Raw genomic sequence first — 18,480 nt, 5'->3', positions numbered from 1 at the left:
ACACCACGGTGGGCACCGCCTCGACCGGAACCGCGACGACCGCCCCCGCCGACGCTGCGGACGGCACGGCGCTGCTCGTCCTCGAGGACGGGCGCACGAGCCGCGGGCGCGCGTACGGCGCGCGCGGCACCACCGTCGGCGAGATCGTCTTCAACACCGGCATGACCGGCTACCAGGAGACCCTGACCGACCCGTCGTACCACCGGCAGATCGTCGTCATGACGGCCCCCCACATCGGCAACACCGGGGTCAACGACGAGGACCCGGAGTCGGGTCGCATCTGGGTGTCGGGGTACGTGGTGCGCGACCCCGCGCGGCGGTTCTCGAGCTGGCGCGCGGACCGCTCGCTCGACGCGGAGCTCGCCGCGCAGGGCGTCGTCGGCATCAGCGACGTCGACACGCGGGCGCTGACCCGCCACCTGCGCGAGCTGGGCGTCATGCGCGCGGGCATCTTCTCGGGCGACGCCCTGTACCGCGACGGCGTGCGCCGCACGACGGACGACCTCGTGGCCGAGGTGCGGTCCGCGCCGCAGATGGAGGGCGCGGCCCTCGCCGCCGAGGTGAGCGTCGACGAGGCGTACACGGTCGAGCCGCTCGGCGAGCACGCGGGCTCCGAGCCCGTCGCGACGGTCGTCGCCGTCGACCTCGGCATCAAGGCCATGACGCCGTACCGGCTCGCCGAGCGCGGTGTGCGCGTGCACGTCGTGCCGGCCACGACCACGATCGAGGAGGTCGAGGCGCTCGAGCCCGACGGGGTGTTCTTCTCGAACGGGCCCGGCGACCCGGGCGCCGCGACCACCGAGGTCGAGCTGCTCCGCGCCGTCCTCGACCGCAGGATCCCCTACTTCGGGATCTGCTACGGCAACCAGATCTTCGGCCGCGCGCTGGGCTTCGGCACGTACAAGCTCGCGTACGGGCACCGCGGCATCAACCAGCCGGTCATGGACCGCACGACCGGCAAGGTCGAGGTCACCGCGCACAACCACGGGTTCGCCGTGGACGCGCCCCTCGACGGCGAGCCCGTCGCGCCGTTCGACGGCGGCCGGTTCGGCCGGGTCCGCGTGTCCCACGTGGGCCTCAACGACCAGGTCGTCGAGGGCCTCGAGGCGCTCGACCTGCCCGCCTTCTCCGTCCAGTACCACCCCGAGGCCGCGGCCGGACCGCACGACGCGTCGTACCTGTTCGACCGCTTCCTCGACCTCATGAGCACGCACCGGACGCGCGCCACCTCCACCACGACCGAGCAGGAGAGCTGATCCCGTGCCGCGCAGAACCGACATCCAGAGCGTCCTCGTCATCGGCTCGGGCCCGATCGTCATCGGCCAGGCCTGCGAGTTCGACTACTCGGGCACCCAGGCGTGCCGCGTCCTGAAGGAGGAGGGCCTGCGGGTCGTCCTCGTGAACTCCAACCCGGCGACGATCATGACCGACCCGGAGTTCGCCGACGCGACCTACGTGGAGCCCATCACCACCGAGGTGCTCACCACCATCATCGCGAAGGAGCGCCCGGACGCGCTCCTGCCGACGCTCGGCGGGCAGACCGCGCTCAACGCGGCCATCGCCCTGGACGAGGCGGGCGTGCTCGAGGAGTACGGCGTCGAGCTCATCGGCGCGAACATCCCGGCGATCCAGAAGGGCGAGGACCGCCAGCGCTTCAAGGACGTCGTCGCGAAGTGCGGCGGCGAGTCCGCGCGCTCCGAGATCATCCACACGATCGACGAGGCGGTCGCGGCCGCCGAGACCCTCGGGTACCCGATGGTGGTCCGTCCGTCGTTCACGATGGGCGGCCTCGGGTCCGGCTTCGCGTACGACGAGGACGACCTCCGCCGGATCGTCGGCCAGGGCCTGCACTACTCGCCCACGACCGAGGTGCTCCTCGAGGAGTCCATCCTCGGCTGGAAGGAGTACGAGCTCGAGCTGATGCGCGACAAGCACGACAACGTCGTGGTCGTCTGCTCGATCGAGAACGTCGACCCGGTCGGCGTGCACACGGGTGACTCGATCACCGTCGCCCCCGCGCTCACCCTCACGGACCGCGAGTACCAGAAGCTGCGCGACATCTCGATCGCGGTCATCCGCGAGGTCGGCGTCGACACCGGCGGCTGCAACATCCAGTTCGCGGTCGACCCGGCGACGGGCCGCGTCATCGTCATCGAGATGAACCCGCGCGTGTCGCGCTCCTCGGCGCTGGCGTCGAAGGCGACGGGCTTCCCGATCGCGAAGATCGCCGCGAAGCTCGCCGTGGGCTACACGCTCGACGAGATCCCGAACGACATCACGCAGGTCACGCCCGCGAGCTTCGAGCCCACGCTCGACTACGTGGTCGTCAAGGTGCCGCGGTTCGCGTTCGAGAAGTTCCCCGCCGCGGACGACACCCTCACGACCACCATGAAGTCGGTCGGCGAGGCCATGGCGCTCGGCCGGAACTTCACCGAGGCGCTCGGCAAGGCGCTGCGCTCGATCGACAAGTCGGGCGCGGTGTTCCACTGGGACGGCGAGCCCGTCGCCGGCGCCGACCTCGACGCGCTCCTCGCGACGATCGGTCGCCCCACCGAGAACCGCATCATCGGCGTCCAGCAGGCGCTGCGGGCCGGGGCGACCGTCGAGCAGGTCTTCGATGCCACCAAGATCGACCCCTGGTTCCTCGACCAGATCCAGCTCGTCAACGAGGTCGCCGCCGAGGTCGCGGCCGCGGACGCGCTCAGCCACGACGTCCTGCTGCACGCCAAGCGGCACGGGCTCTCGGACGCCCAGATCGCGCGCCTGCGCGGCCTCGGCACGGCCGGCGAGGCCGTGGTGCGCGAGGTGCGCCGCGCGCACGGGGTGCGCCCGGTCTTCAAGACGGTCGACACGTGCGCCGCGGAGTTCAAGGCCACCACGCCGTACCACTACTCGTCCTACGACGAGGAGTCGGAGGTCGCGCCGCGCGAGCGCGAGGCCGTGATCATCCTCGGCTCGGGCCCGAACCGCATCGGGCAGGGCATCGAGTTCGACTACTCGTGCGTGCACGCGACGCTCGCGCTCGCCGAGCAGTACGAGACCATCATGGTCAACTGCAACCCGGAGACGGTCTCGACGGACTACGACACGTCCGACCGGCTCTACTTCGAGCCGCTGACCTTCGAGGACGTCCTCGAGGTCTACGAGGCGGAGGTCGCGGCGGGCCCGGTCAAGGGCGTCATCGTGCAGCTCGGCGGCCAGACGCCGCTCAGCCTCGCGAAGCGCCTCGAGGACGCCGGCATCCCGGTGCTCGGCACGAGCCCGGAGGCGATCGACGCCGCCGAGGACCGCGGCCTGTTCGGCCAGGTGCTCCTCGACGCGGGGCTGCCCGCCCCGGCGTTCGGCACGGCCCGCTCGCTCCACCAGGCCCAGGACGTCGCCACGTCGATCGGTTACCCGGTGCTCGTGCGTCCGTCGTACGTGCTGGGCGGCCGCGGCATGGAGATCGTGTACTCGGAGGAGCAGCTCACCGGCTACGTCGAGCGTGCGCTCGCGGCCGCCGACGAGGCGGCCGGCGGCGCGCTGCCCGCACCGCTGCTGATCGACCGCTTCCTCGACGACGCGATGGAGATCGACGTCGACGCCCTCTACGACGGCACGGAGATGTTCCTCGGCGGCGTCATGGAGCACATCGAGGAGGCCGGCATCCACTCGGGCGACTCGGCGTGCGTCCTCCCGCCGGTGTCGCTGTCGGTCACCGAGATCGAGCGCATCCGGCGCTCGACCGAGGCGATCGCCAAGGGCGTGGGTGTGCGCGGCCTGCTCAACGTGCAGTACGCGCTCGTCTCCGACGTCCTGTACGTGCTCGAGGCGAACCCGCGCGCGTCGCGCACCGTGCCGTTCGTCTCGAAGGCGACGGGTGTCTCGCTCGCGAAGGCGGCGGCGCGCATCATGGCCGGCGAGACCATCGCCGACCTCAAGGCCCAGGGCGTGCTGCCCACGGACCGCGACGGCACGACGATCGACCTGTCCGACCCGATCGCGGTCAAGGAGGCGGTGCTCCCGTTCAAGCGCTTCCGCACCGCGGACGGCGTGGCCGTCGACACGGTCCTCGGCCCGGAGATGCGCTCGACGGGTGAGGTCATGGGCTTCGACGTCGACTTCCCGACGGCGTTCGCGAAGTCGCAGGCCGCCGCGTTCGGCGGGCTGCCCGAGTCGGGTCGCGTGTTCGTGTCGGTCGCGGACCGCGACAAGCGGTCCGTCGTGCTGCCGATCAAGCGGCTCACGGAGCTCGGCTTCGAGATCCTCGCGACCGAGGGCACGGCGCTCGTCCTGCGGCGCAGCGGCATCCCCGCGACCGTGGTGCGCAAGTACTCGGAGGGTCGCGGCGAGAACGGCGAGCCCACGATCGTCGACCTCATCACCGAGGGCCAGGTCGCGATGGTCGTCAACACCCCGAACGGGCAGGGCGCCCGCGCCGACGGCTACGAGATCCGCGCCGCCACGACCGCGGCGGACAGCCCGATCGTCACGACGGTCCAGCAGCTGTCCGCCGCGGTGCAGGGCATCGAGGCGCAGCTCGCCGGGCCGTTCTCGGTCGGCAGCCTGCAGGAGCACCTCGCCCGGCACACCGGCAAGGCGTCCGCGTGACCGCGGCGCCGGCGGCGGGGCGCGCACCCTTCGGTGCGCGTCTCGCCGCGGCCATGGACGACCACGGTCCGCTGTGCGTCGGCATCGACCCGCACGCGGGCCTGCTCGACGCCTGGGGCCTGACGGACGACGCCGCCGGGCTGCGCGAGTTCGGGCTGCGCGTGGTGGAGGCCGTCGGAGGACGCGTCGCGGCCGTCAAGCCGCAGGCAGCGTTCTTCGAGCGGCACGGCTCGCGCGGCGTCGCGGCGCTCGAGGAGGTCGTGGCCGCCGCCACGGCCGCGGGCACGCTCGTCGTGATGGACGCCAAGCGCGGCGACATCGGGTCGACCATGTCGGCGTACGCCGAGGCGTTCCTGCGTGACGGTTCGCCCCTCGCGGCCGACGCGCTGACCGTCTCGCCCTACCTCGGGTTCGGGTCGCTCGACCCCGCGGTGGAGCTCGCCCGCGCGACCGGCCGCGGCCTGTTCGTGCTGTGCCTCACCTCGAACCCCGAGGGGCACGAGGTCCAGCACGCGCGCACCCTCGACGCCGGCGCGACGGTGGCCGCACGGATGGCCGCGCACGCGGCTGCCCTCAACGCGGACGCCGAGACGCTCGGCTCGATCGGCCTCGTCGTGGGTGCCACCATCGGTGACGCCGCGGCGCGGACCGGCACCGACCTCGCCGCGGTCAACGGGCCGCTGCTCGCCCCGGGTGTGGGGGCGCAGGGCGCGGGTGCGCGTGAGCTCGCCGAGGTCTTCGGCACGGCGCGCCGCCAGGTCCTCGCGTCGTCCTCGCGCGGCGTCCTGCGGGCCGGTCCTGACGTCGCGGCCCTGCGGTCGGCGGCTCGCACCGCGTCCGACGAGGCCGCCGCGGCCCTGCGCGGCTGACCGGTCGGGATGGTGACGAAAGCCGCGACCTTCCGCCTGGCGTTGCAGGTCAGAGGTGGCCTGGTTACGTTCGAGGGAAGCACATGCCGACCGGCAACCACCGTCCTCGAAGGGTGACCACCGTGGCACTTCCGACCCTCACCCCTGAACAGCGCGCCGCGGCCCTCGAGAAGGCTGCGGCTGCGCGCCGCGCGCGGGCGGAGGTGAAGAACCGCCTGAAGTACTCCAAGGGCTCGCTGGCCGAGGTGATCGAGCAGGGCCAGAAGGACGACGTGATCGGCAAGCTCAAGGTCGTCGCGCTCCTGGAGTCCCTGCCCGGCGTCGGCAAGGTCAAGGCGCGTGCGATCATGGAGGAGGTCGGGATCGCCGAGACCCGCCGCGTGCGTGGCCTCGGGCCGCACCAGGCGAAAGCACTCATCGAGAGGTTTGGCTGACATCACTGCTTCAACCCCCACCCCCTCGCACCCGGCTCGTCTGACGGTCCTCGCGGGTCCCACCGCCGTGGGCAAGGGGACGGTGTCGGCCGACGTCCGTGCCCGGTACCCGCAGGTCTGGCTGTCCGTGTCCGCGACGACGCGTGCCCCGCGGCCCGGCGAGGTCGACGGGGTGCACTACCTGTTCGTGTCGGACGCCGAGTTCGACGACATGGTCGCCCACGGCGACATGCTGGAGTGGGCGGTCGTGCACGGTCGCAACCGGTACGGCACGCCTCGCGGTCCGGTCGAGCAGCGCCTGGCCGCGGGCGTCCCGGTGCTCCTCGAGATCGACCTGCAGGGTGCGCGCCAGGTGCGCGACGCCACGACCGACGCGTTCTTCGTGTTCCTGGCGCCGCCGAGCTGGGACGAGATGGTCCGCCGGCTCGTCGGCCGCGGCACCGAGACCCCCGAGGAGCAGGAGCGCCGGCTGAGCACGGCGCGCGTCGAGCTCGCCGCCGAGAGCGAGTTCGACCGGACCATCGTGAACGACGAGGTCCACCGCGCGACCGACGAGCTCGTGGCGGTCATGGGGCTCACGCCCGTCACCGCGTAGAATGGTCTCTCGAACCCCCACTGATCACCACACTGATCACCACTGATCACACCCCGCTGACCACACAGGAGGACTCTGTGTCCGGAACTGTCGCTGCCCCCGAGGGCATCACCGACCCGCCGATCGACGCCCTGCTCGAGCGTGCCGACTCGAAGTACGCGCTCGTGATCTACGGCGCGAAGCGCGCCCGTCAGATCAACTCGTACTACTCGCAGCTCAACGAGGGCCTGCTCGAGAACGTCGGCCCGCTCGTCGAGGCCCGCCCGCAGGAGAAGCCGCTGTCGATCGCGCTGCGCGAGATCAACGAAGGCCTGCTCACCATGACGGAGACCGAGACCGCCGCCGAGGACGAGCAGCCCGCGCTCTGACGCCAGGCTGCCCAGTCCACCGCGGCTCTCCCGTCTGCCCTCCCGTGCGCATCGTCCTCGGCGTCTCCGGCGGCATCGCGGCCTACAAGGCCGTCCTGGTGCTGCGGCTCCTGCGTGAGCAGGGGCACGCGGTGCGTGTGGTGCCGACCGAGGCTGCGCTGCGGTTCGTCGGTGCTCCCACGTGGGAGGCGCTGTCGGGCGAGCCGGTGAGCACGACCGTCTTCGACGACGTGCCCGGTGTGGCCCACGTGGCGCTCGGGAAGGGCGCCGACCTGGTCGTCGTGGTCCCCGCGACGGCGGACCTGCTCGCGCGGGCCGCCACCGGCCGCGCGGACGACCTGCTGACGGCGACGCTGCTCACCGCGCGCTGCCCCGTCGTCATGGCCCCGGCCATGCACACCGAGATGTGGGAGCACCCCGCGACCGTCGCGAACGTGGCGACGCTGCGCGAGCGCGGCGTGCACGTCCTGGACCCCGACTCGGGGCGCCTGACGGGCGCCGACACCGGCCCGGGTCGCCTGCCGGAGCCCGAGGACGTCGTCCGGTTCGCGCTGGGCGTCGCCGGGCGCCCGTCGTCGAACCCTGACGGCACGGACGGCGCTCCCGGCGCCCGACCGCGGACCGGCACGGTGCGCGACCTCGAGGGGCGCGTGGTCGTGGTGTCCGCCGGCGGCACCCGTGAGCCCATCGACCCGGTGCGGTTCCTCGGCAACTCCTCGAGCGGCAAGCAGGGCGTCGCCCTGGCGCGCGCGGCCCGCGCACGCGGCGCCGAGGTCGTCCTGGTGGGCGCCAACCTCGCGCTGCCGCCCGAGGGTGTGGGCACGTACGTGCCGGTCGTGACGACGGCGGAGCTGCGCACCGCGGTGCGCGCGGCGGCGTCGGACGCGGACGTCGTCGTGATGGCGGCCGCGGTCGCCGACTTCCGTCCGGCGCACGCGCCGGACGCCAAGATCAAGAAGGTTCCCGGGCGGGCCCCCGCGCCGATCGAGCTGGTCGAGAACCCCGACATCCTGCGCGAGCTCGCGACCGACCGGCTGCGCGCGGGGCAGGTCGTCGTGGGCTTCGCCGCGGAGACCGGTGACGCGGACGGTGACGTGCTCGACCACGGCCGGGCCAAGGCGCGGCGCAAGGGCGCCGACCTCGTGGTCGTCAACGCGGTGGGCGGCGGACGCGGCTTCGGCACGGACGACAACGACGTGACGGTGCTCGACGCGGCCGGCGACGTGGTCGCGACGGCGCACGGGTCGAAGGACGAGGTGGCGCACGCGGTGTGGGACCTCGTCGCGAAGCGTCTCGCCTGACGAAATCGTCCGTCCGTGATGCGGACATCCGTGGTGGTCGCTTGTAGCCTGGCCGGTATGAGTCCCGCGCCCTCGACACCCGCCACGACAGGCCTGCGCCTGTTCACCTCCGAGTCCGTCACCGAGGGGCACCCCGACAAGGTGTGCGACCAGATCTCCGACGCCATCCTCGACGCGATCCTCGAGCAGGACCCGTCCGCGCGCGTCGCCGTCGAGACCATGGTGACCACCGGGCTCGTGCACGTCGCCGGCGAGGTCACCACCGAGGCGTACGTCGAGATCCCGCAGGTCGTGCGCCGCGTCGTCAACGAGATCGGCTACACGTCGTCCGCGATCGGCTTCGACGGCGAGTCGTGCGGTGTGTCCGTGTCGATCGGCCAGCAGTCCCCGGACATCGCGCAGGGCGTCGACAAGTCGCTCGAGCACCGCGACGACACGACCGACGTCGACCCGCTCGATGCGCAGGGCGCCGGCGACCAGGGGCTCATGTTCGGCTACGCGTGCGACGACACCCCGAGCCTGCTCCCGCTGCCGATCTGGCTCGCGCACCGCCTCGCCGAGCGCCTCACCGCGGTGCGTCGCGACGGCACCGTGCCCGGGCTGCGCCCCGACGGCAAGACCCAGGTGACCGTCGCGTACGACGGCGACCGGCCCGTCGGCATCGAGACGGTCGTCGTCTCCACGCAGCACGACGAGGACGTCACCGAGGACGCCCTGCACCGCCTCGTGCGCACCGAGGTCGTCGACGTGGTCCTCGACGCGCTCGAGCTCGCCGACGGCACCCGCCTCGGTGCCCCGAAGAACGTCTACGTCAACCCGACGGGCAAGTTCGTGATCGGTGGGCCCAAGGGCGACGCCGGGCTCACGGGCCGCAAGATCATCGTCGACACGTACGGCGGCATGGCCCGCCACGGCGGCGGAGCCTTCTCGGGCAAGGACCCGTCGAAGGTCGACCGCTCGGCCGCGTACGCGATGCGCTGGGTCGCCAAGAACGTCGTCGCCGCGGGCCTCGCCCGGCGCTGCGAGGTCCAGGTCGCGTACGCGATCGGCAAGGCGCACCCCGTGGGCCTGTACGTCGAGACGTTCGGCACCGAGACCGTGCCGGTCGACCGCATCACCGCGGCGATCCAGGAGGTCTTCGACCTGCGGCCCGCCGCGATCATCCGCGACCTCGACCTGCTGCGCCCGATCTACCGCCGCACGGCGGCCTACGGGCACTTCGGGCGCGACCTCGACGCCCTGACGTGGGAGCGGACCGACCGCGCCGACGCGCTGCGCGCCGCGGTCTGACGGCCTCGACACCCCTGACAGCGAGCCACCCGCACGCCGGCGCGAACGGTCGTGCGGGTGGTTCGTGATGGGATGAGCGCGTGACCACCCAGGACGAACAGCTCACGCTGCCCGGACTGGACGCGGTCGGCGCGTCTCGCGCCCCGTCGCGGCGCCGCGCCGAGGGGGGCGCCGCGCTCGCCGAGCACCTGCCGGTCGCGCGGGTCGTGCTCGACCTCCAGCCCGCGCACCTGGACCAGGTCTTCGACTACCTCGTGCCGGCCACCATGGACGCGGACGCGCAGCCGGGCGTGCGCATCAAGGCGCGCTTCGGCGCGCAGGAGGTCGGCGGCTACCTCGTCGAGCGCGTCGCCGAGACGGACTACGCGGGGCGCCTCGTCCCGCTGCGCCGGGTCGTGTCGTCCGAGCAGGTGCTCACTCCCGACGTGCTGCGGCTCGCCCGCGCCGTCGCGGACCGGTACGCCGGAACCCTCGCGGACGTCCTGCGGCTCGCGGTGCCGCCGCGGCACCAGGCGGTCGAGCGCCGCGAGCGCCCGGCACCGTCCGACGGGCCGGACGAGCCCGGCGCGGAACCGGACGCGAGCGCGAACGCGAACGCGTGGGCGGCGTACCGGGGCGGGGGAGCGCTGCTCGGTCACGTCGCCGCCGGTCGCGGGGTCCGCGCCGCCTGGACCGCGCTGCCCGGCGCCGACCCGCTCGTCGCGTCCGGCACCCACTGGTCGGCCGCGCTCGGCGACCTGGTCCGGGCGGCGCACGACGGCGGCCAGGGCGTCCTCGTGGTCCTGCCGGACGCCCGCGACGTCGCACGTCTGGCACGCGCGCTCGACGCCCGGGGGCTGCGTGCCTGGACGCCGGCGCACGGCGGCGACGTCGCGCAGCTCCTCGCCGACGACGGCCCCTCGGCCCGGTACGGGCAGTTCCTGGCCGTGCTGCGCGGCGAGGCGCGGGTCGCGATCGGCACCCGGGCCGCCGCGTTCGCGCCGGTGCACGACCTCGGGCTCGCCGTGTGCTGGGACGACGGCGACGAGGCCCACCGGGACCAGCGCGCACCCTACCCGCACACCCGGGAGGTGCTGGCGCTGCGCTCGGAGCTCGCGGGCTGCGCGTTCGTGGTGGGGTCGACGTCCCGCACGACGACGACGCAGGCGCTCGTGCGGCGCGGTTTCGCGCGCGACGTCTCGGCCGACCGGGCCACCGTGCGCGCCGCGGCGCCACGGGTGTCCGCGCTGACGTCCGAGGCGCTCGCCCGCGAGGGTGCGGCCGCGGCCGCCCGTCTGCCGGGGGCCGCGTTCCGGGCGGTGCGCGAGGCCCTCGAGGACGGCCCCGTGCTCGTCCAGGTGCCGCGCCGGGGTTACGTGCCCGTGGTCGCGTGCTCGCGGTGCCGCACCCCGGCCCGCTGCACCGAGTGCCACGGGCCGCTCGCCCTGGTGGCGGGGCGCGAGGACCCGCGCTGCGGCTGGTGCGGGCGCCTCGCCACCGGCTGGTCGTGCGACGAGTGCGGGGGGCGCGCCCTGCGCGCGGTCAGCGTGGGGACGGACCGCACCGCCGAGGAGCTCGGCCGGGCGTTCCCGCTCGCGGCCGTCCGGGTCTCGAACGCGGGGCGGGGGATCGTGGACGTCGTGCCCGGGCGACCGGTGCTGGTCGTCGCGACCCCCGGGGCCGAGCCGGTCGCCGAGGGAGGGTACGGGTGCGCCCTGCTCCTGGACGCCGAGGCGAGCACACGCCACGAGGGCCTGGGCGTCGAGCAGGGGGCGCTCGCCCGCTGGCTGGCCGCCGCGGCCCTCGTCCGTCCGGCGGCGCAGGGCGGACGCGTGCTGCTGGTCGGCGACGCGGCACCGACGCCCACGGACGCCCTCGTGCGCTGGGACCCCGCGGGGTTCGCGGACCGCGAGCTCGACGTGATCGGCGAGCTCGGGCTGCCGCCGGCGGTCCGGATGGCGTCGGTCACCGGGGACCGGGCGGCGGTGACCGCCGTGGTGTCGCGGGTGACCCTGGCCACCGGGGACGCGGTGCTCGGGCCCGTCGAGCTGGACGACGAGGGCGACGGGACGCTCGCCCCGTCCCTCGCCCGGACCGTGCGCGTCCTCGTGCGGGTCGCGTGGGACCAGGGGCCCGAGCTCGCGCGCGAGCTCGCGGCGTCGCTCGCGGTCCGCAGCGCGCGCAACGAGTCCGGCAGCGTGCGCGTCCAGGTCGACCCGCAGGAGATCGCGTGAGCGACGACCGCCGTCGCGCGGTCGTCGCGGGGCTCGTCACGGCGCTCGTCGGTTTCTCGAGCACGTTCGCGGTCGTCCTCGCCGGCCTGCGGACGGTCGGCGCCACGCGCGAGCAGGCGGCCTCCGGCCTGCTCGCGCTGTGCGTCGCCCAGGGCGTCGGGATGGTCTGGCTCAGCCGGCGGCACCGGATGCCGGTCACGCTCGCGTGGTCGACCCCCGGGGCGGCCCTGCTCGCCGGTGCCACTGCCGTGCACGGCGGCTGGCCCGCCGCCGTCGGCGCGTTCGCGGTCACCGGCCTCCTCCTCGCCGCGTCCGGGTTGTGGCCGCTCCTCGGCGCGCTGGTGGCACGCATCCCGGCGTCCGTCGCGCAGGCGATGCTCGCGGGCGTCCTCCTGCCGCTGTGCGTCGCCCCGGTGCACGGGCTGACGGTGTCGCCCGCCGTCGTGGCACCGGTGGTCGTCGTGTGGGTGGTGCTGACGCGGTGCGCGCCACGCTGGGCGACTCCCGCGGCGCTCGTGCTCGCGCTCGGACTCGTCGCGCTCTCCGCGACCACGGGGTGGCTCGCGCCGCCCGGCCACGACGTCGCCGCGGCTGACCTCGTCCCGCGGCTCGTGTGGACCACGCCGACGCTCACCTGGCAGGCGGTCGTCGGCCTCGCGGTCCCGCTGTTCGTCGTGACGACCGCGTCGCAGAACGTCCCCGGCGCCGCGGTCATGGCGTCGTTCGGCTACCGGGTCCCGTGGCGGGGCACCCTGGGGTGGACGGGCGCGGCGACCGCCCTGGGAGCGCCGTTCGGGGCGCACGCCGTGAACCTCGCGGCGATCACGGCAGCGCTCGCCGCCGGCCCGGACGCCGGCCGCGACCCCGCCCGCCGGTGGCGTGCCGCGACGACGGCCGGGTGGGCGTACCTGGTGCTCGCGGTCGCCTCGGGTGCCGTGGCCGCTCTCGTGGCGGCCGCGCCCGCCGGGCTCGTGGAGAGCGCCGCCGGGCTCGCGCTCCTCGGGACGCTCGGCGCGGCTCTCACGGGGGCGCTGCGCGACGAGCGGGGCCGCGCGAGCGCCGTCGTGACGTTCGTCGTCGCGGCCTCCGGCGTGACCGTCGGCGGGATCGGCGCCGCGTTCTGGGCCCTGGCCGCCGGCGTCGTGCTGCACGCCCTGTGGCGGCCGCGCACGGACGCTCCCCGGCATGACGAGGACGTGAGCCGAACCGACCACGACCCCCCGCGCACTGCCGACGCGCCCGTCCCGTCCGCCGAGGACGCCCGGTGCGACACCGTCCTGTTCGACCTCGGTCAGGTGCTGGTCGGGTGGGACCCGCGCGGCGCGCTCGCGGGCGCGCCCGGCGTGAGCGCGTCGGAGCTCGACGCGTTCCTCGGGGGACCGTTCGTCGACCTGAACCGCCGGCTCGACCGCGCCCCGACGTGGGACGCGCTGCGGGCCGACGTGACCCGTTCCGCGCCCGAGCACGTGGCACTCATGGACTGGTACGTCGCCCGCTTCCCGGCGGCGCTGCGCGGTCCGGTCCCCGGGACCCCGGAGCTCGTCGCGGAGCTGCGCGAGCGCGGCGTCCGGCTGGTCGGGCTGACGAACTGGTCCGGCGACCTGTTCCGGCACGCGGTGCCCGCCGCACCGGCGATCGGGCTGCTCGAGGGGGTGGTGGTCTCGGGGCACGAGGGTGTCGCGAAGCCGGACCCGGCGATGTTCCGCGTCGCCGTCGACCGGTTCGGGCTCGTTCCCGCCCGCACCGTGTTCGTCGACGACGCGGCGGCGAACGTCGAGGCGGCGGCCGCGCTGGGCTTCCGGGCCGTGCGGTTCACCGGCGCGACGGACCTCCGCGCGACGCTCGCGGACCTCGGCCTCGTCGAGGGTGCACCCTGATGCCCGCCCGCCCGCCCGTCCCGGGGGACGTCACCCGCCCGGCCTGACCTTCGACCCGAGGGTGAAGGTTCACGACCTTGACCTTCCACCTGAACCTGAACCTGAACCTCCGCCTGAACGCGGAGCACGCCCCCGAGCACGACCGCCGAGCGGCCGCACCCGCCCGGTCCGGGCCCGCCAACTAGACTCACCGGCATGCGCCTCCTCTTCGCCGGGACCCCCGACGTCGCCGTCCCGTCCCTGGAGGCGCTCCTCGCGTCCCACCACGAGGTCGTCGCCGTCCTGACGCGTGCGGACGCCCGCGCAGGCCGCGGACGCTCGCTGCGTCCCAGCCCGGTGCGGGTGCGTGCCGAGGCCGCCGGCCTGCCGGTCATCACCGACCGGCCGCGCACGGAGGGCTTCGCCGACCGGGTCCGCGACCTGGGCGTCGACGCGGCGGTCGTCGTCGCGTACGGGGAGATCCTGCGCCGCGACGTGCTGGACGCCGTCCCGCACGGCTGGGTCAACGTGCACTTCTCGGTCCTGCCCGCGTGGCGTGGTGCGGCTCCCGTGCAGCGTGCGGTGCTCGCGGGCGACGAGGTCACGGGCGTGTCGACGTTCCTGCTGGAGGAGGGGCTCGACACCGGGCCCGTCCTCGGCACGATGACGGAGACGGTCCGCCCGCGCGACACCTCGGGCGCGCTCCTCGAGCGTCTGTCGACCGCCTGCACGCCGTTGCTGCTCGCGTCGCTGGGCGCCCTCGAGGACGGGACCGCGACGCCCGCGGCCCAGCCCGCCGAGGGGGTGAGCCTGGCCCCCAAGCTCACGGCCGACGACGCGCACGTCGTGTGGACGCACCCGGCCCTCGGGGTCGACCGCCGGGTGCGGGCCTGCACGCCCGCGCCGGGCGCGTGGACGACCCTGCCCGACGGCACGCGGCTCGGGCTCGGGCCGGTGAAGCCACGCCCCGACGTCACCGACCTCGACCCCGGGCAGGTGCGCGCCGGCAAGCGGGAGGTGCTGGTGGGGACCGCCACGCACGCCGTCGAGCTCGGGGAGGTCTCGCCCGTGGGCAAGAAGCAGATGGTCGCGGCCGACTGGGCGCGCGGCGCCCGCCTCGACGACACGACGGTGCTCGGTGCGGCCCCGGCGACCGTGGGAGCGTCGGCGTGAGCGGGCGGACGGGTGGCCGAGGCGGCGAGCTCCGCCGCGACCAGGGGGGCGACGACCGGCGCGACCACCGCGGGCGCCAGCGCGGCGCCGCCCGTGCGCGCGGCGACCGGGGCGCGTCGGCGCAGGCGCCGTCCCAGCGCGGCAAGCGGTCCGACCCCGCGCGCACGGCGGCGTTCGACGTGCTGCGCCAGGTCGACCACTCCGACGCCTACGCGAACCTGGTCCTGCCCCCGATGCTGCGCGAGCGCGGCGTACGGGGCAGGGACGCCGCGTTCGCGACCGAGCTCGCCTACGGCACCCTGCGGCTGCGCGGCCGCTACGACGCGGTGCTGTCGCGCTGCTCGTCCCGGCCCCTCGCCGAGATCGACGCACCCGTCCTGGACGCGCTGCGCCTCGGCGCCCACCAGCTCCTCGGGATGCGGGTGCCCGGGCACGCCGCCGTCTCGGAGACGGTCGCCCTGGTGCGCGACCAGATCGGCGCCGGCCCCTCGCAGTTCGTCAACGCGGTCCTGCGACGCGTCAGCGAGCGCGAGCTGGACGCCTGGCTCGACGAGCTGCGTGCGTCCGCGCCCGACGAGACGACCGCGCTCGCGGCCACGCAGAGCCACCCGGCGTGGGTCGTCCGGGCGCTGCGCGACGCCCTGACCTCGAACGGCTACCCGGCCGACGACCTGCCCGGGCTGCTCGAGGCCGACAACGTGGCCCCCCGCGTGACCCTCGTGGTGCGCCCGGGACTGGCCGACCGGGTCGAGGTCGCGGACTCCGTGCGCGGAGTGGACGCCCAGGGCGGCCCGGGCGGGCGCGGACCCCGCCCCGCGGCGGGACGCTGGACGCCCACCGCGCTCGTCCTGCCCGGCTCCGACCCCGCGGACGTCCCCGGCGTGGCCGAGGGCCGTGTCGGCGTGCAGGACGAGGGCAGCCAGCTCGTCACCCTCGCGATGGTCACCCCGACCCTCGACCCGGACCCTCGGGGTGCCTCCGGGGACGCGGCGGACGCGCCCGGGGAGCGCTGGCTCGACCTGTGCGCCGGCCCGGGCGGCAAGAGCGCCCTGCTCGGCGCCCTCGCGCTGCAGCGCGGTGCGCGGCTGGTCGCGAACGAGGTCGCGCCGCACCGCGCCCGCCTCGTCGAGCGGTCCGTGCGCGCGGTGCGCGACGCCGTCGAGGAGGTCCGCACGGGCGACGGACGCCTCGTCGGCGAGCAGGAGCCCGCCTCCTACGACCGGGTGCTCGTCGACGCGCCCTGCACGGGGCTGGGCGCGCTGCGCCGGCGCCCGGAGTCGCGCTGGCGCCGCACCCCGCAGGACCTCGCCGGTCTCGCCGCGCTGCAGCGCGAGCTGCTCGCCAGCGCCCTCGACGCCGTGCGCCCCGGCGGAGTGGTCGCGTACGTGACGTGCTCCCCGCACCTCGCGGAGACCCGCGCGGTGGTGGACGACGTGCTGCGCCGCCGCGACGACGTGGAGCGGCTCGACGCCGCCGCCGCGGTGCGCGAGGTCGCGGGCGCCGGGATCCCGCTCGCGGACCGCACCGACGTGCAGCTGTGGCCGCACGTGCACGGCACGGACGCGATGCACCTGACGCTGCTGCGCCGCCGCTGACCCGGGCGCGCCCTACGCTGGGCCCATGCCGTCCGCACAGATCTCCCCGAGCATCCTGTCCGCCGACTTCGCGAACCTCGAGCGCGACCTGCACAAGATCGCGACCGCGGACTGGGCGCACGTGGACGTCATGGACAACCACTTCGTGCCCAACCTGACGATCGGGCTGCCCGTCGTGGAGCGGCTCGCGCAGGTCTCGCCCGTCCCCATCGACACGCACCTCATGATCGCGGACGTCGACCGGTGGGCCCCCGCGTTCGCGGAGGCCGGCGCGCAGTCCGTCACGTTCCACGCGGAGGCCGCCCAGGCGCCCGTGCGCCTCGCCCGTGAGCTGCGCCGCCTCGGCGCGCGCGCCGGGCTCGCGCTGCGGCCCGCCACCCCGATCGAGCCGTTCGTCGACCTGCTCGCCGAGGTCGACATGGTGCTCATCATGACCGTCGAGCCCGGGTTCGGCGGCCAGTCCTTCATCGAGGGCACCCTCCCGAAGATCCGCCGCACCCGCGAGGCCGTGTCCGCGGCGGGCCTCGACGTGTGGGTCCAGGTGGACGGCGGCGTCTCCCGGTCCACGATCGAGCGGGCCGCCGACGCCGGCGCCGACGTCTTCGTCGCCGGGTCCGCCGTGTACGGGGCGGACGACGTCCCCGCGGAGATCGAGACCCTGCGGGCGCTCGCGAGCGCCCACGTGCACCCGTAGCGCGCAGTTCACGCCCGTCCACGTGACGGGACGCACGCCTCACGGTGCCCGGCCACGACCCACGTCGTGGCACCATGGTGGTGAGCACGTGCTTCGGGGTCGGTGAAATTCCGAGCCGGCGGTGACAGTCCGCGACCCGTGCGCCCTCCGCCCCGGCGGCAGAGCGCCCGGTTGACCTGGTGGAACTCCAGGACCGACGGTGAGAGTCCGGATGGGAGAAGACGCGTGACGGGGACCCTCCACAGGGTTCCCGGGTGCTGGTGCGCCGTCGTGGCGCCCCGCACGTCCCCGGAGCGCCGTGCGCCGCACGAGCACCGGAGGGACGTTGACCACCGCAGCACCCCCGCCTGACGCGTCCCGCGCCGACCCCGCCGCCGCGACGCTCGCCGCCGCGTTCGCCCCCTGGTTCGCCCCCTGGTTCGACCGGGCCGTCGCGCTCGCCGCCCGCGGCCCCGCGCACGGCCCCAACCCGCGCGTCGGGTGCGTCTTGCTCGCCCCTACGGACAGCAGGGTCAGCAGGGACGGCACCGGCTCGACCCCCTCCCGCGTCGTCCTCGCCGAGGGGTACCACCGCGGCGCCGGCACCCCGCACGCCGAGGCCGACGCCCTCGCACGCGCCCGCGAGGCCGGGGTCGACGTGCGCGGCGCCACCGCCGTGGTCACCCTCGAACCCTGCAACCACACCGGACGCACCGGACCCTGCTCCGTGGCGCTCGCGGACGCCGGCGTCGCCGAGGTCGTCTACGCGGTCGCGGACCCGAACCCGACGGCTGCCGGCGGAGCGGCGTACCTGCGCTCGCGCGGCGTGCCCGCCGCCCTGGTGCCCCACGGCGGGGCGGCCGAGCTGAACCACGCGTGGCTCGCGTCCGCCGCGTCCGGGCGCCCGTACGTGATCCTCAAGCTCGCGACCACGCTGGACGGACGGGTCGCCGCCGCGGACGGCACGAGCCGGTGGATCACGGGCGCGGCCGCGCGCGAGCACGCCCACGAGGTCCGCGCCCGCGTCGACGCGATCGCGGTCGGCACCGGGACGGTCGCCGCCGACGACCCGTCCCTCACGGCGCGCCGCCCGGACGGGTCGCTCACGGACCACCAGCCGCTGCGCGTCGTCGTGGGCCGCCGTGCCGTGCCCCCGGACGCCGCGCTGCACGGCCCCGGCGGTGAGCTCGTCGCACTGCCCACCCACGACGTCGCCGAGGTCCTCGCCGCGCTGGCCGGGCGCGAGGTCCGCACGCTCGTCGTCGAGGGCGGACCGCGCCTCGCGGCCGCGTTCCTCGCCGCGGGGGTCGTCGACGAGGTCCACCACTACGCCGCGCCCGTCCTGCTCGGCGCCGGCCGGTCCGCGACCGAGGCCTTCGGCGTCGCCACCCTGGCCGGCGCCCCCCGCTTCCACCCCCACCAGGTCATGCCGCTCGGCGACGACGTCCTCACGGTCGTCCGTGCCGCCGACCCCCCCACGACTCCCCGCCCCACCCGACCCGCACCGGCCCAGGAGGTCTGAC

At 75.2% G+C, this 18,480-nt stretch carries 14 protein-coding genes and 1 riboswitch; all 14 genes read left to right on the top strand.

Annotation, left to right across the window (positions count from 1 at the left end; all coding sequences use genetic code 11):
• Positions 1-8 precede the first annotated feature (8 nt).
• The gene (carA, locus tag CLV34_RS13835) at positions 9-1,256 is read left to right on the top strand and encodes a glutamine-hydrolyzing carbamoyl-phosphate synthase small subunit (RefSeq protein ID WP_170044703.1); all 1,248 of its coding nucleotides are present in this window, start codon (positions 9-11) and stop codon (positions 1,254-1,256) included.
• A 4-nt stretch (positions 1,257-1,260) separates the two neighbouring features.
• Positions 1,261-4,590, top strand: a complete 3,330-nt coding sequence (gene carB, locus CLV34_RS13830; protein ID WP_100350896.1) for a carbamoyl-phosphate synthase large subunit — start codon at positions 1,261-1,263, stop codon at positions 4,588-4,590.
• Positions 4,587-5,459 (top strand): orotidine-5'-phosphate decarboxylase, encoded by an 873-nt coding sequence (pyrF, locus tag CLV34_RS13825; protein WP_281255202.1) that lies wholly within the window; start codon positions 4,587-4,589, stop codon positions 5,457-5,459. The genes carB and pyrF overlap by 4 nt, the downstream gene beginning before the upstream one ends.
• Before the next feature lie 122 nt (positions 5,460-5,581).
• Positions 5,582-5,893: an integration host factor, actinobacterial type gene (gene mihF / locus CLV34_RS13820; protein WP_100351020.1), complete on the top strand. Its 312-nt coding sequence runs from the start codon at positions 5,582-5,584 to the stop codon at positions 5,891-5,893.
• Between the two features lie 40 nt (positions 5,894-5,933).
• On the top strand, positions 5,934-6,488 hold the full coding sequence (gene gmk, locus CLV34_RS13815; protein WP_425436253.1) for a guanylate kinase: 555 nt from the start codon (positions 5,934-5,936) through the stop codon (positions 6,486-6,488).
• Between the two features lie 77 nt (positions 6,489-6,565).
• Positions 6,566-6,856 carry a DNA-directed RNA polymerase subunit omega gene (gene rpoZ / locus CLV34_RS13810; RefSeq protein ID WP_100350894.1) on the top strand — a complete coding sequence of 97 codons (291 nt, stop codon included), beginning with the start codon at positions 6,566-6,568 and terminating at the stop codon, positions 6,854-6,856.
• Positions 6,857-6,900: 44 nt separating this feature from the next.
• Positions 6,901-8,157 (top strand): bifunctional phosphopantothenoylcysteine decarboxylase/phosphopantothenate synthase, encoded by a 1,257-nt coding sequence (locus CLV34_RS13805; protein ID WP_100350893.1) that lies wholly within the window; start codon positions 6,901-6,903, stop codon positions 8,155-8,157.
• 57 nt (positions 8,158-8,214) lie between these two features.
• A complete protein-coding gene (gene metK, locus CLV34_RS13800; protein WP_100350892.1) occupies positions 8,215-9,447 on the top strand; it encodes a methionine adenosyltransferase in 1,233 nt (410 codons plus the stop codon).
• A gap of 80 nt (positions 9,448-9,527) precedes the next feature.
• Positions 9,528-11,660 (top strand): primosomal protein N' family DNA-binding protein, encoded by a 2,133-nt coding sequence (locus CLV34_RS13795; RefSeq protein ID WP_170044693.1) that lies wholly within the window; start codon positions 9,528-9,530, stop codon positions 11,658-11,660.
• On the top strand, positions 11,657-13,537 hold the full coding sequence (locus CLV34_RS17085) for a benzoate/H(+) symporter BenE family transporter (protein WP_100350891.1): 1,881 nt from the start codon (positions 11,657-11,659) through the stop codon (positions 13,535-13,537). The genes CLV34_RS13795 and CLV34_RS17085 overlap by 4 nt, the downstream gene beginning before the upstream one ends.
• A gap of 195 nt (positions 13,538-13,732) precedes the next feature.
• Entirely contained in the window at positions 13,733-14,689 is a 957-nt protein-coding gene (fmt, locus tag CLV34_RS13785) for a methionyl-tRNA formyltransferase (protein WP_100350890.1), read from the top strand.
• A complete protein-coding gene (locus CLV34_RS13780) occupies positions 14,686-16,284 on the top strand; it encodes an RsmB/NOP family class I SAM-dependent RNA methyltransferase (protein WP_100350889.1) in 1,599 nt (532 codons plus the stop codon). The genes fmt and CLV34_RS13780 overlap by 4 nt, the downstream gene beginning before the upstream one ends.
• A gap of 25 nt (positions 16,285-16,309) precedes the next feature.
• Positions 16,310-16,978 carry a ribulose-phosphate 3-epimerase gene (gene rpe / locus CLV34_RS13775; RefSeq protein ID WP_100350888.1) on the top strand — a complete coding sequence of 223 codons (669 nt, stop codon included), beginning with the start codon at positions 16,310-16,312 and terminating at the stop codon, positions 16,976-16,978.
• An 86-nt stretch (positions 16,979-17,064) separates the two neighbouring features.
• Positions 17,065-17,205: riboswitch (FMN riboswitch) on the top strand.
• Between the two features lie 98 nt (positions 17,206-17,303).
• Positions 17,304-18,479: a bifunctional diaminohydroxyphosphoribosylaminopyrimidine deaminase/5-amino-6-(5-phosphoribosylamino)uracil reductase RibD gene (gene ribD, locus CLV34_RS13770; protein WP_100351018.1), complete on the top strand. Its 1,176-nt coding sequence runs from the start codon at positions 17,304-17,306 to the stop codon at positions 18,477-18,479.
• The last annotated feature ends 1 nt before the right edge of the window (position 18,480 follow it).

Origin of the sequence: Luteimicrobium subarcticum (assembly GCF_002798015.1) — a bacterium.
Lineage (GTDB): Bacteria > Actinomycetota > Actinomycetes > Actinomycetales > Cellulomonadaceae > Luteimicrobium > Luteimicrobium subarcticum.
This window is presented reverse-complemented; position numbering and strand designations above follow the sequence as displayed.